We start from the raw sequence: 13,118 nt of genomic DNA on the forward strand, positions 1-13,118 counted from the left end.
ATAACAACACTATGCTAGGTTTAAAATTACCCACTGATCCGCGTTGGGTCAATATTGTGGAAAAAAATATTGAAGAAATCTTAACCGATCACGCGTATTGCGAGCAAAAAGCTGCTTCTACTGCCATTTCACTTATTGTAAGCTTCCCAGAATACACCGAACTAGTACAAGAAATGGTTGCCTTGGTAAAAGAAGAAATCAGTCATTTTAAAATGGTGCATGATAAAATTATAGAGCGCGGATGGACGATGGGACGCGACCGTAAAGACGAGTATGTGTTACAAATCGTGAAGTTTTTTCCTAAAGGCGGAAGTAGAACCATGCAATTGGTACATCGATTGTTGTACGCTGCTTTAATTGAAGCACGGAGTTGCGAACGTTTCCGTTTATTAAGTGAAGAATTGGAAGACAAAACTTTGGCCGAATTTTACCGAAACTTGATGGTGAGTGAGGCTAATCACTACACTATGTTTTTAGGCTTTGCACGACAATATGGAGAACGAAAAGAAGTGGATGCCAAATGGGACGAATTACTCGCTTTTGAAGCAGAAGTAATGAAAAACCTTGGAACCAGCGAAACTATACACGGATAAAAATGATTTTAAAAGAAACGCATACGGTTCCGAATCAAGAAGCTCCCGTGCGATTTCAAGAATACGGAATTTCAATATTTACTTCCGTCACCACGAAAAGCGGTCTAAAGAAGTTAATTAAGAAGCAAGTAATTACAATTGATACTGTTCCTGCGACTACCGCCACTTATATAAAAGGAGGAGAAACCATCTGCCTTTTCGAAGCAGAAACCCCTTTAAAAGCTTCTAATTTAGTATTTCCATTGGAAGTTTGCTATGAGGATGAGCATCTAGCCATTATTAATAAACCCGCAGGAATCTTAGTCAGTGGCAATAAACACAAAACTATCGTGAATGCATTGCCTTCCAATCTTTCAAAAAGTAACGAAGTTGATGCACTATCACATCCAAAACCTGTACATCGATTGGATTTCCCGACAAGTGGCTTACTGTTAATTGCGAAAACGAATACTGCTCTAGTAGCATTAAACAAACTATTTGAAGAGAAGCAAATTTCAAAAATATATCACGCGATAACTACAGGAGCATTACCTAAAGAAGGAACTATTGAAACTCCGATTGCCGATAAAGCATCGCACACCCGTTACAAAGTCCTTGACACAAAAACTTTGGCTAATGATACCCTATTAAACCTCGTTGCGCTATATCCTTCAACGGGCCGGAGACATCAACTTCGTATTCATGTAGCATCTCTTGGAAGTCCGATCCTTGGTGATGCAACCTACAATCTCAAAGAACAGGAACTAAAAGGTCGAGGGCTGTATCTTCAGGCTACTTCACTTCAGTTTACACACCCGATTACTTCAGAAGAAGTGACAATTTCTATCGGTTTACATAAAAAATTTCAGAAATTATTTCAGAAATAAGGAAACCACTCTTTATTTCTGAAATAAAAAAACCACCATTGCATAGCCCTTTATAATTAACTATATTGTGGCCTTTCCAACTTTGAAAGATCATTGTTGTATTTAATTTAAAAAATTTTATGGATTTTACGAACCCATTGGTATATGGAGCTCCTTGTTTTATAGCTTTCATTTTATTGGAACTTACTTATAGTAAAACGCACGATCACAAAGAGCTGTACAACTGGAAAGACCTAACTTCTAGTCTTTCACTCGGTGTTGGTTCTGCCATTTTAGCTCCACTCTTGAAGACTGTTTCTGCTATTATTATATTCAATTTTGTGTATGAAATATTCAATCCAGAAGTGGATGGAGTTCGCATGAATATTATGGGATGGGAATCGTTTGGATATGCTTGGTACGTATGGATAATTTGCCAGTTGTTAGATGATTTTAGTTATTATTGGTTTCACAGACAAAACCATATGGTTCGTTTCTTTTGGGCTGCTCATATCGTTCATCACTCTTCCGATAATTTCAATTTAGGAACAGCAGTTAGAAATGGTTGGTTCACAATTTTATACAAACCCTTTTTTTATGTTTGGATTTGTGCGATTGGTTTTCCACCAGAAATGCTCGTTGTTTGTTTAGGAATTGAAGCACTTTGGCAATTCCAGTTACACACTGTATTTATTCCGAAGATGGGAATCATCGAAAAAGTGTTTAATACCCACACCATGCACCAAGTGCATCACGCACGAAATCTAGAGTACATGGATAAAAACCATGGCGGATTTCTAAATATCTTTGATAAAATATTCGGTACTTGGAAAGAATTAGATGAAGACATTGATATTGAATACGGTGTATCGCACCCACCAAATTCGTATAATATTTGGGTGATTTTAACGCACGAATACAAAGATATTTGGAGAGATATGAAAAAGTCTAAAAACTGGAGACATAAGTTCATGTATGCTTTTGGACCTCCAGGATGGAGTCATGACGGAAGTTCTCTCACTATTAAACAGATGCGTCAAAAGATAAAAGAAGAGCAATTAGCGACTGAAATAGCCTAAAGCTATGCTTGAAGCTGTTCTGCTAACTTCTCATTATAGAGACTCTTAATAATACCATCGGAAAGACCGATTTTTGGGACATAGATATTCTTGGCACCACTCCATTTCATGGCTGACAAGTAAATTCTAGTAGCTGGTACAATTACATCAGCACGATCTGGATTCATATCCATTTCTGTAATACGTTCTTCTTGTGAATACGATTTAATTAATTCGTAAAAGGAAACCAAATAGAAATAACTCAATGGCATTCCCGATTTTTTACCGCTATTTTTAAAAATACTGTTTATATTTCCTCCAGAACCTATAACAGATACCTTCTTAAATGGTTTGGTATTTAGTTTAATCCAATCTTCCATTTGTTGCCACATAGTATCTTCAACCATGTCGTTAATAAGTCGTACAGTTCCAATTTTAAATGAATGAGACGCTACTTTATGACCATTTGCAAAAACAGTAAGTTCGGTACTTCCTCCACCTACATCAACATATAGAAATACTTTATCGTTTTGAATTAACGATTTTAAATCTGTAGAAGCAATTATAGTGGCTTCATCTTCACCGTCGATAATATTGATTTTTATACCACTTTTCTTTCTAATGATTTCAGCAATTTCAGCGCCATTAGAAGCTTCACGCATGGCAGAAGTTGCACACGCTTTGTAGCGTTTAATATTATGAACACTCATTAACAAACTAAAAGCATTCATAGCGTCAATCATTCTATTGGTATTTCGTTCAGAAATTTCTCCCTTCAAAAATACATCGGCGCCCAAACGAATAGGCACACGAACAAGTGATGTTTTTTTAAACAATGTGTTTTTACCTTCTTCTTCAATAACAGTAGCTACGAGTAATCGTATCGCGTTAGAGCCAATATCTACTGCACCATATTTTTCAATGTGTAACAAATTAACTTTTTTGAATTTTATCTAAATAATAATCATACATCTTAAACTGCGATCGAACTTTCGGATTGTTGTTTCTACGATACGCATTATCATTTTTACTAGTAATCTCTCTCGCTTTTACATTATCACTCCAGCCAATCTCGAACGTTTCTAAAATTTCTTTCTTAATTTCTGGATCGTAAATAGGACATGATATTTCTACTCTATTGTCTAAGTTTCTCCCCATAAAATCGGCGGAAGAAATATAGACTTTTTCATTACCAGCATTATCAAATATATACAATCGAGGGTGTTCTAAAAACTTTCCGATAATACTTATCACCTCAATATTTTCACTCATTCCTTTAACTCCAGGGATTAAACAACATATTCCCCTCACAATCAATCTAATTTGAACCCCAGCTCTACTCGCCGCATATAATTTATCGATCATTTTAAAATCGGATAAACTATTTAATTTTAAACGAATTCCGCTAGGAAGGCCTTTTTTATGATTCTCAATTTCAGTCTCAATTAATGTTGAAAGTGCATTACGTGTATAATGTGGAGAGACAATTAAATGATTGTATTTTTTTATTTTGTAGTTTACCTCAAAGAAATCGAACACTTTATTGATCTCTTTGCAAATTTTCTGATTGGAAGTAAAGAGCGTATAATCGGTATAAATACGTGCCGTAGATTCATTAAAATTTCCGGTGCTTACAAGTGCATATCGTTTGATTTTTTTATTCTCCAAACGTTCAATAACACAGGTTTTACAATGTACTTTTAATCCTGAAACACCAAAAATCAAATTCACTCCTTCCCGCTGCATCTGCTCGGCATAGCTAATGTTTGCTTCTTCATCAAAACGAGCTTGCAATTCAATTTGTACCGTAACTTCTTTTCCGTTTTTAACAGCATTGATTAAAGAACTAGCAATATGCGACACCTTTGCCAAACGATAGATTGTAATTTTTATCGTTTTCACTTTCGGATCTAACGCCGCTTCACGTAAAAACTTAATTACGTATGAAAATGTTTGATACGGTGCATGTAATAAATAATCTTTTTCAGCAATTTTATCCAACAAACTTCCTTGTAAACTCAAGCCTGGTATAGGCACTGGCGTTTTGGGAATATATAACAAATCTGGTCGTCCCATACTCGGAAAGTCCATATAATCACGACGGTTGTGATACCTACCTCCCGGAATAAGACTATCCGTTTTATCAATTCCCATTTTGTCTAATAAAAATTTAAGCGTGCTAGCTTCTATCTTTTTATCATACACAAATCGTACAGGATCTCCATTACTTCTATCCTTTACACTCTTTGAGATTTTATCAATAAAACTCTTACTCAAATCACTATCAATATCGAGTTCGGCATCTCTAGTAATCTTAATCATGTGCGCCGTAATACTTTCGTACTTAAAAATACTGAAGAGGTTATTTAAACAATACCGAATCAAGTCATCTAAAATAATAATGTATTGTTTATCACCTTCTTGTGGAAGCACCACAAAACGATCTACAGATTTAGGAATTTCAATAAGGGCATAGTTGTACTTTGTTTCAAAGGTTTCGTCCTCTTTAGACATCACCATCTTAACCGCTAAATAAGCTGCACTGTCTTTTAATGTTGGGAACTTCTCTAATTCTCCAATCATTATTGTAACCATCGCAGGACTCACCTTACGGGTAAAGTAATCGGTAATAAACTTACTCTGCTCTTCTGTTACTTCAGTTTCATCAATGATGAAAATATTTTCTTTTTTAAGTTCTTTACTAATCTCTTTTAAGATTCGAAGACTATTTTTTTGCTGATTGATTACCGTTTGGGTAATTTCTTCCATTAATTCTTTTGCAGAAATTCCTCCCAAAAAGCTTCTACCACCTTTTCCAGCTTCCACAATACGCTTTAAAGTTGCATACCGTACTTTAAAAAATTCGTCTAGATTATTTGAGAAAATACCTATAAATCGCAACCGCTCAATTAACGGAATAGAAGCATCTTCTGCTTCTTGTAAAACACGTGCATTAAACTGTAACCAACTTAACTCTCTATTTCGATATTGGTTATGAATGCCATTTTCTTGTTCAACTTTTTCTGTCATTACTTTACGTCTCTTGGGAATATAGTTCGTACTGTTTTACCTGTCTTAATTTCACTCCAAGTATCGGTGTCAAATTCAATCATAAAAAAGCCACACGTAGGCACATTTTCAATCGGAATACTCCCAAGCATATTTGCTATAGAAGTAAACGCGTGGTTATGGCCAAATAACATCACACGATCTAACGAATTGTCTAAACCTTTTATAATACGCATTACATTTTGACCACTAAAATCGTACAAATCGTGATTGGTGCTAAAATCAGCATCACTAATCTCTAGTGCATCTTTAAAATAATGCGCAGTTGTTAGTGCTCTAACAGCATCACTACTAATCATTTTTTGAGGTGGAATAATGGACGTTTTCACTTCTTCGGAAACTGCCATAGCATCATTTTTTCCTTTATCCTTTAACGGGCGTTGATGATCGATAACATCGTATTCCCACGACGATTTCGCATGCCTAACCATGTATAATGTTTTCATAAGCAATTTACTTTTAAGGTTGTAAACGAGTCATACGCCAATCGTATTCTTCCAACTCATATTTCAACCTGTCGTGTAATCTATTAGGGCGTCCTTGCCAAAATTCAAACGAAACGGGTGTAACTACATACCCACCCCAATTTTCTGGTTTTGGAACCTCTTTGTTTTCGTATTCTATCTCTAACTGTTTTAACCTTTCTTCTAAAACAGTTCTATTTTCAATTTTACTGCTTTGTTGCGATACTACAGCTCCTAACTGACTTCCTTTGGGACGCGAATGAAAGTAATTTGTCGAATCAGCTTCCGAAGTACGAGTTGCAACTCCTTTAATAATAATTTGACGTTCCATATTTGGCCAAAAAAAAGAAAGTGACACCTTGTTATTTTCAGCAATTGATTTTCCTTTTTCACTGTCGTAATTGGTGTAAAAATAGAAGCCAAGTTCATCGTATTTTTTTAACAACACCACTCTCCCCTTCGGAAAACCTTGCAAATCTATAGTTGTTAACGTCATTGCATTTACCTCGTCCACACCACCAGCTTCCTTCGTTTCATAATACCAAGTTCTAAATTGTTGAAACGGATTTTGGGAAACAGTTTCTTCGGAAAGTGCTCCTTTTTCGTACGATTTTCGATATTGATGTAGATTATCCTTCATGCGGTAACTTTATTGCAAGTTACGAGTTTTGGATAAGGTAAGAAATAGCTGCTTATTAAATGTGTATTAAAATTTTAAGAAGAATTTGACTATATGTCAAACGACTTTCCGTCTTCGGCAAGCGCTACATTTTCAAAAACTGTTTGGGCTTCCCTTCTGAAAAATTCATAATTCCCATAACGTCCTGAGTAATGACCTAATAACAAGGTTTTTACAGAAGCTTCCGAAGCAATAGAGGCTGCCTGCTTTGCCGTACTATGCATTGTTAATTCACACAAATGGGCATGTTCTTCTAAAAAAGTAGCTTCGTGATACAAAAGTGTTACATTTTTAATCTGAGGAATAATCTCTGGGGCATACATTGTATCGCTACAAAACGCATAGGATTTTGAAGGTTCTGGATTGAAAGTAACGGCTTCATTTTTAATGAGCCTTCCAGCTTCATTTAACACATCGTGTCCTTGTTTAATCTTGTTGTAATACGTCATTGAAACATTGGCTTCTCGTACCGCATTAATGTCTAATTTACGTTCGTTCGGTTTCTCTCTAAAAAGAAAACCATTGGTGTAAATACGGTGTTTTAAAGGAATTGTTGTTACGGAAACTTTATCGTCGTCAAACAACAATTGCGGTTCTTTACTATCTAGTTCGTGAAAAAACAACGAGAAGTTTGTCCATGATTTCCCTAGTTTCAACTGAAGGACTATCGCTTCCTTAATACCTTTAGGCCCGTACACGTGCAAATCTGCATCACGACCTAGCAATCTGAACGTAGAAATAAGTCCGATCAAACCAAAAAAGTGATCCCCATGTAAATGGGAGATAAAAATATGCTTGATACGGGCAAATTTTACCTTGCAACGGCGTAATTGCACTTGTGTACCTTCGCCGCAATCTATTAAGAACAAATGTCCTTTCACCTCCAATACTTGAGCTGTAGGATGCGCGTCCCAACGAGGGGTCGCTGAATGACAACCAAGAATTGTTAGTTTCATAGCATTTTAGTGTGAGGTTTAAACTGTACAAGCAGCAAATTATGACTTAGTTTAAAATCCTAAATCACGTTCAATTTCTTCCATTTCTACAATATCACCGGCTTCTTCTAGCGTTGGAACCACAATAATCTCTTCTGGAATGTCGTCTATGGAAATGGTATTATTCACAATGACAAACGAATGTTTTGTGGAGCGATGGTAATTGGAAAGTTTCAGAAACAGTAATAATTGTGGCAAGTCTAAAGGATATTTTAGCAAATCGACCACCACATTAGATGTTTCATATTTTTGAGGAATGATCCGTTCTAAATAAGAAGCAAAATTAGCTAAATCGTCACGCTCGTCGGTTAAGACGATGTACGTATCGTGAGTATCAATTTTCATTGTGCTTGATTTTTGATGCTAATAAATAGATAACTGCCATACGCACCGCTACTCCATTTTGAACTTGATCCAAAATAATAGCCTGTTTGCTATCGGCAACATCACTAGTAATTTCTACACCACGATTTATAGGTCCTGGATGCATGACTACAATTTCTTTATTGAGAGAATCGAGTAAGGTTTTTGTGACTCCAAATTGTTGGGTATATTCTCGTGTGGTTGGGAAATAGCTAATGTCCATACGTTCGTTTTGTACACGTAACATATTTGCTACATCGCACCATTCTAACGCAGTACGTAAATCACTTTCCACTCCTACTCCAATATCTGCTATAAATTTAGGTAACAATGTTTTAGGTCCGCACACCTTAACCTCTGCTCCAAGCTTTTGAAGTGCAAATATATTAGACAAAGCCACTCTAGAATGCAAAATATCACCTACAATAACCACTTTTTTTCCCGCTACATCTCCTAGTCGTTCGCGAATAGAATAACAATCTAGCAACGCTTGTGTTGGATGTTCATGTGCTCCATCTCCAGCATTAATAATACTCGCATCTACATGTTGTGATAAAAATACCCCAGCTCCTGGATTTGGATGACGCATTACCACCATATCCACTTTCATTGCTAGAATATTATTTACGGTATCAATAAGCGTTTCCCCTTTTTTTACGGAGGAAGAAGCTGCAGAGAAATTAATTACATCTGCTGAGAGGCGTTTTTCTGCCAGTTCGAAAGAAAGTCGAGTTCTGGTACTGTTTTCAAAAAAAAGATTGGCAATAGTGATGTCTCTAAGTGAAGGAACCTTTTTAATAGGACGATTGATTACTTCCTTAAAATGATCTGCCGTTTCGAAAATAAGTTGAATATCGGCTTCGGTAATGTATTTAATTCCCAGTAAGTGGTTTACACTTAATTCACTCATATCTTGTTGTTATTGTTGTCACACTGAGTTTGTCGAGGTGTGACATAAGTCTTCGACACGCTCAGACTAATACTTAATTATTCACCAAATAAACGGCATCTTCTCCATCTTTCTCTTCCCAACATACTTTCACTTTTTCCTCACCAAAAGCATCAACTTGTCTGCCACGGTAATCGGGCTGAATAGGCAAATGCCTGCTAAAACGGCGATCTATTAATGTAAGTAGTTCAATTTCTAAAGGGCGCCCAAACGATTGAATTGCAGTTAAAGCAGATCGTATGCTACGTCCTGTATACAAAACATCATCAATGAAAACAACCTTCTTATCTTCTACAACACAATTGATCTTCGTTTTATTCGCTTCTAAGGTTTTTCCACTCCTTCTGAAATCGTCACGATAAAAGGTAATATCTAAATATCCTAAGGGCACATCTTTAATCTTATAGTCAGTTTCGAGGATTGTTTTTAGACGTTCGGCCAAATAAATTCCTCTCGGCTGTATGCCAATTAAAACGGTATTACTAAAGGTATCGTGATTTTCAATTAATTGACAAGCCAAGCGTTGAAGTGCGATATGTACTTCGGTTGCGTTTAATAACACTTTTTGGCTCATAGCGTAGTTTCTGAATTACGTTCAGGATACAAATTTAATGTTTTTATTGAAAACCGCACTACGATACTGAAATTGTTGTTTTGAATTGGTTTTCGCTACATAACGACTGAATTTATGAAAGATTAGAGCTTAGCAGTAGGCTTTGAGGTTCATTTTGAATTGTTCATTTTTTTCATTGCTAAAAAACGAACCAAAAAAATCTAGGCTGATGAAACCTTGTCTACATATATCGCTTGCGTTCTAAATTTTAAAAACTCGCTACAACTTTTCAACGTTAATATAAAGATTTAGAGCGCTCAAACAGTTTAAAATTTCACGGAGTCTTCACTTCAAATTTTACGACAAACTTTCAATAGACCATTAAAGTATAAACTCTAATACGTTATGACACTGAAATTGTTGTTTTGAATTATTTTGCGTTAGGGATAGCAGCGGCATCCTTTTAATTTTCTGGAGTTTGAAAATGAACGCTGAAGCATTTAAATTAAAAGATATAGCGAATAGCCCGACCTTTTGTAGTGCAACAAAAAAGGGAACGCCCTAAACACACTACCCCTAAACTATAATGCATAAAAAAAGCCTCTCATTGCTGAGAGGCTTTTCTATTCAAAAGGATGAAAATTATTTCTTTCCGTCCATTTTGTCTTTAAGAGCTTGAAGTGCTGAGTTTGCATCCCCTAATGTAGGTTTTGACTCATCTGCTTGTGCAGCTTGCTTCTTAGCAGCTTGCTTCACAATTTTTGCTTCTTCTTCTTTATGGATTGCCATATGAGAAGCTACCACTTTTTTGAATTCTTTATTGAATTCAATAATTTGGAATTCTGCTTCTTCTCCTTTTACAAGGTTGGTACCGTCTTCTTTTTCTAGGTGACGTGAAGGTACAAATGCAATGATATCGTCGTTAAACTTGATCGTTGCTCCTTTGTCTACCATTTCGTCAATCTTAGCTGTGTGCTTAGATCCTAATCCGAATTCAGCTTCGTATTTATCCCAAGGATTGTCCATTGTTTGTTTGTGACCTAAACTTAATTTACGTCCTTCAACATCCAATTCTAATACAACTACTTCTAAAGTATCACCAATGTTAGTGAATTCACTTGGGTGCTTGATTTTCTTAGTCCAAGAAAGGTCACTAATATAGATAAGACCGTCAATTCCTTCTTCTAATTCAACAAAAACACCAAAGTTTGTGAAGTTACGTACAATACCTTTGTGGTTTGATCCAACTGGGTATTTTTTCGTAATATCAGTCCATGGGTCTGGAGTCATTTGCTTGATACCTAATGACATTTTACGCTCTTCGCGGTCCATTGTCAATACTACAGCTTCAACTTCGTCACCAACATTTACGAAATCTTGAGCGCTACGTAAGTGTGTAGACCAAGACATTTCGCTAACGTGGATAAGACCTTCAACACCTTCAGCAACTTCAATAAATGCACCGTAATCTGCGATTACAACAACTTTACCTTTTACTTTGTCACCAACTTTAAGCTCTTCACCTAAAGCATCCCAAGGATGAGCATTTAATTGTTTAAGACCTAATTGGATACGTGTTTTATCTTCATCGAAATCAAGAATTACAACGTTTAATTTTTGGTCTAATTCAACGATCTCATTTGGATGGTTAATACGAGACCAAGAAAGGTCTGTAATGTGTACTAAACCGTCAACACCACCAAGATCTACGAATACTCCGTATGAAGTAATGTTTTTAACAACACCTTCTAATACTTGACCTTTTTCTAGTTGTCCAATGATTTCTTTCTTTTGCTCTTCAATATCCGCTTCAATAAGCGCTTTATGAGAAACAACAACGTTTTTAAATTCGTGGTTAATCTTAACTACTTTGAATTCCATTGTTTTACCAACGTATACATCGTAATCACGGATTGGCTTCACATCAATTTGTGAACCTGGTAAGAACGCTTCGATACCGAATACGTCTACAATCATACCACCTTTTGTTCTGCATTTAACAAAACCGTTAACAATTGTTGCTTCATCGTGAGCCGCATTTACGCGATCCCAAGCTTTAATTGTTCTTGCTTTACGGTGAGAAAGAATTAATTGACCTGTACTGTCTTCACGTACATCGATTAATACTTCTACCGTATCCCCTACCTTAAGGTCTGGGTTATAACGAAATTCGTTTAATGATACAACACCTTCACTTTTTGCGTTGATGTCGATGATAGCATCTCTATCTGTAAGGAATACTACCTTACCATCTACTACTTCATCATCTAAAGTATCTACGAAATTCTCGGCAACTAGTTTTTCAAATTCTTCTAGTTTACCATCGTCTACAGGGTCAATTCCTTCTTCGTAGTTGTGCCAGTTAAAATCTGTTAAAAATTTCTCTGGGTTACTTTCTTTTAAAGAAACCTCTGCTTTTGGTTTTGCAGTTGTAGTTGCTTCAGTCGCTGCTGCTTCTGTTTTTTCTACTACTACTTCTTCTTTGTTTGCTTTATCAGCCATTCGTTACTTGTATGATTTTTCAGAGTAAATCTCCTCTAAATCAATAATTTGTATTCTGTGTTGTTTCTGAATATTTACTGCAACTGTCCCACAGAAGGGTTCTTAGTATAAATTTTTTAGTTCCTTTTTATTCAGATTCGTCGCTAAAAGGGGTGCAAATTTACTGTTTATTTTTTGATATTCAAATAGTTTCAATCTGTAAAACTTAAATTTATTATAATTTTTTCTGAATGTTTGAACCACTTATTATATTTACCCATCAAAATTGAAGAATATAATGAAAGTAATCACACTCCTTTTTCTAAGTCTTTTTATTGCAAACTCTTGTAATGACACTAAAAAAATGGAATCTAGTACGTTCACGTATTACGTTAATAGTAGTAAAGTTGATTGTGAAGGTGTCGCTAAAATGAAATGCCTTCAAGTTCAGAAGGGAGATGTTCTTGATGCTGCTAATTGGAATTATTTTTACAGCACTATAGAAGACTTCACTTACGAACCTGGATACATCTATAAACTGAAAGTAAAAGAGACTATTTTAAATCCTTCTACAGTTCCGGCCGACGCTTCTTCAGTAAAATACACGTTAGTAGATATACTAGAAAAAACACCCGATGCTACTTTACAGTTACACGATATTTGGGCACTTGAAGCAATGAATGGAATGGCCGTAACTGAAGACAATTTTTCAAATTTCAGCAAACAACCTATTTTGGAGTTATTTATAGCCGACAAGCGTATTGTAGGAAATGATGGATGTAATTCATTCTTTGGCAGTATTGAGTCATTAGACACAGCGCAGATTCGCTTCGGAAAGATGGGAAGTACTAAAATGGCGTGTCCAAATATGGAGCTTTCAAATACTTTTACTAAAGCATTACAAAATACTACAACTTACACACGCGATGGATTAACATTGTCGTTATTTGATGCTTCGGAAACTGAAGTCTTACGTTTTAAGAAGGTAGATTAAGAAATTATTCTTAATTTTAAAACACTAAGCAGCTCTTTTTAAAGAAACTAATAAACAGTCCTGCTATTTACCAAT

13 protein-coding genes are annotated in these 13,118 nt (G+C 35.8%); 4 read left to right on the forward strand and 9 right to left on the reverse strand.

Features of this window, described 5'->3' with window-relative positions:
• Positions 1–11 precede the first annotated feature (11 nt).
• From BLQ00_RS09705 to BLQ00_RS09715, 3 genes are all read left to right on the forward strand, one after another.
• On the forward strand, positions 12–593 hold the full coding sequence (locus tag BLQ00_RS09705) for a MiaE family protein (protein WP_093143653.1): 582 nt from the start codon (positions 12–14) through the stop codon (positions 591–593).
• A 2-nt stretch (positions 594–595) separates the two neighbouring features.
• Positions 596–1,459 carry an RluA family pseudouridine synthase gene (locus tag BLQ00_RS09710; protein ID WP_093143669.1) on the forward strand — a complete coding sequence of 288 codons (864 nt, stop codon included), beginning with the start codon at positions 596–598 and terminating at the stop codon, positions 1,457–1,459.
• Between the two features lie 119 nt (positions 1,460–1,578).
• Positions 1,579–2,517: a sterol desaturase family protein gene (locus BLQ00_RS09715; RefSeq protein ID WP_093143671.1), complete on the forward strand. Its 939-nt coding sequence runs from the start codon at positions 1,579–1,581 to the stop codon at positions 2,515–2,517.
• A gap of 2 nt (positions 2,518–2,519) precedes the next feature.
• Here BLQ00_RS09715 and BLQ00_RS09720 read toward each other — a convergent pair whose 3' ends face one another.
• From BLQ00_RS09720 to rpsA, 9 genes are all read right to left on the reverse strand, one after another.
• Positions 2,520–3,428, reverse strand: coding sequence for a Ppx/GppA phosphatase family protein (locus BLQ00_RS09720; RefSeq protein WP_093143673.1), 909 nt, complete (start codon positions 3,426–3,428; stop codon positions 2,520–2,522).
• Between the two features lies 1 nt (position 3,429).
• Positions 3,430–5,526, reverse strand: coding sequence for a polyphosphate kinase 1 (gene ppk1 / locus BLQ00_RS09725; RefSeq protein ID WP_093143675.1), 2,097 nt, complete (start codon positions 5,524–5,526; stop codon positions 3,430–3,432).
• Complete coding sequence (locus BLQ00_RS09730; protein WP_093143690.1) at positions 5,526–6,011, reverse strand: SixA phosphatase family protein; 486 nt, start codon at positions 6,009–6,011, stop codon at positions 5,526–5,528. Before BLQ00_RS09730 ends, ppk1 begins: the two co-directional genes overlap by 1 nt.
• A 13-nt stretch (positions 6,012–6,024) precedes the next feature.
• Entirely contained in the window at positions 6,025–6,669 is a 645-nt protein-coding gene (gene pdxH, locus BLQ00_RS09735) for a pyridoxamine 5'-phosphate oxidase (protein ID WP_093143692.1), read from the reverse strand.
• Between the two features lie 89 nt (positions 6,670–6,758).
• Positions 6,759–7,664 (reverse strand): ribonuclease Z, encoded by a 906-nt coding sequence (locus BLQ00_RS09740; protein WP_093143694.1) that lies wholly within the window; start codon positions 7,662–7,664, stop codon positions 6,759–6,761.
• 51 nt (positions 7,665–7,715) lie between these two features.
• Entirely contained in the window at positions 7,716–8,048 is a 333-nt protein-coding gene (locus BLQ00_RS09745; RefSeq protein WP_093143696.1) for a ribonuclease Z, read from the reverse strand.
• On the reverse strand, positions 8,038–8,976 hold the full coding sequence (locus tag BLQ00_RS09750; protein WP_093143698.1) for an aspartate carbamoyltransferase catalytic subunit: 939 nt from the start codon (positions 8,974–8,976) through the stop codon (positions 8,038–8,040). The genes BLQ00_RS09745 and BLQ00_RS09750 overlap by 11 nt, the downstream gene beginning before the upstream one ends.
• Positions 8,977–9,049: 73 nt before the next feature.
• Entirely contained in the window at positions 9,050–9,589 is a 540-nt protein-coding gene (gene pyrR, locus BLQ00_RS09755) for a bifunctional pyr operon transcriptional regulator/uracil phosphoribosyltransferase PyrR (RefSeq protein WP_093143700.1), read from the reverse strand.
• Between the two features lie 621 nt (positions 9,590–10,210).
• Entirely contained in the window at positions 10,211–12,070 is a 1,860-nt protein-coding gene (rpsA, locus tag BLQ00_RS09760) for a 30S ribosomal protein S1 (protein ID WP_093143704.1), read from the reverse strand.
• Positions 12,071–12,347: 277 nt separating this feature from the next.
• Between rpsA and BLQ00_RS09765 the strand changes: the two genes are divergently transcribed.
• Positions 12,348–13,043, forward strand: coding sequence for a DUF4377 domain-containing protein (locus BLQ00_RS09765; RefSeq protein ID WP_093143706.1), 696 nt, complete (start codon positions 12,348–12,350; stop codon positions 13,041–13,043).
• Positions 13,044–13,118: the final 75 nt, after the last annotated feature.

The sequence above is a fragment of the Ulvibacter litoralis genome (assembly GCF_900102055.1).
In the GTDB taxonomy this organism is placed as follows: Bacteria; Bacteroidota; Bacteroidia; order Flavobacteriales; family Flavobacteriaceae; genus Ulvibacter; species Ulvibacter litoralis.

What these genes read in the sequence shown, in the direction of transcription:
- BLQ00_RS09705 (WP_093143653.1), top strand. Translation starts at nt 12, where the DNA reads ATGCTAGGTTTAAAATTACCCACTGATCCGCGTTGGGTCAATATTGTG.
- BLQ00_RS09710 (WP_093143669.1), top strand. Translation starts at nt 596, where the DNA reads ATGATTTTAAAAGAAACGCATACGGTTCCGAATCAAGAAGCTCCCGTG.
- BLQ00_RS09715 (WP_093143671.1), top strand. Translation starts at nt 1,579, where the DNA reads ATGGATTTTACGAACCCATTGGTATATGGAGCTCCTTGTTTTATAGCT.
- ppk1 (WP_093143675.1), bottom strand. Translation starts at nt 5,526, where the DNA reads ATGACAGAAAAAGTTGAACAAGAAAATGGCATTCATAACCAATATCGA.
- BLQ00_RS09730 (WP_093143690.1), bottom strand. Translation starts at nt 6,011, where the DNA reads ATGAAAACATTATACATGGTTAGGCATGCGAAATCGTCGTGGGAATAC.
- pdxH (WP_093143692.1), bottom strand. Translation starts at nt 6,669, where the DNA reads ATGAAGGATAATCTACATCAATATCGAAAATCGTACGAAAAAGGAGCA.
- BLQ00_RS09740 (WP_093143694.1), bottom strand. Translation starts at nt 7,664, where the DNA reads ATGAAACTAACAATTCTTGGTTGTCATTCAGCGACCCCTCGTTGGGAC.
- BLQ00_RS09745 (WP_093143696.1), bottom strand. Translation starts at nt 8,048, where the DNA reads ATGAAAATTGATACTCACGATACGTACATCGTCTTAACCGACGAGCGT.
- BLQ00_RS09750 (WP_093143698.1), bottom strand. Translation starts at nt 8,976, where the DNA reads ATGAGTGAATTAAGTGTAAACCACTTACTGGGAATTAAATACATTACC.
- pyrR (WP_093143700.1), bottom strand. Translation starts at nt 9,589, where the DNA reads ATGAGCCAAAAAGTGTTATTAAACGCAACCGAAGTACATATCGCACTT.
- rpsA (WP_093143704.1), bottom strand. Translation starts at nt 12,070, where the DNA reads ATGGCTGATAAAGCAAACAAAGAAGAAGTAGTAGTAGAAAAAACAGAA.
- BLQ00_RS09765 (WP_093143706.1), top strand. Translation starts at nt 12,348, where the DNA reads ATGAAAGTAATCACACTCCTTTTTCTAAGTCTTTTTATTGCAAACTCT.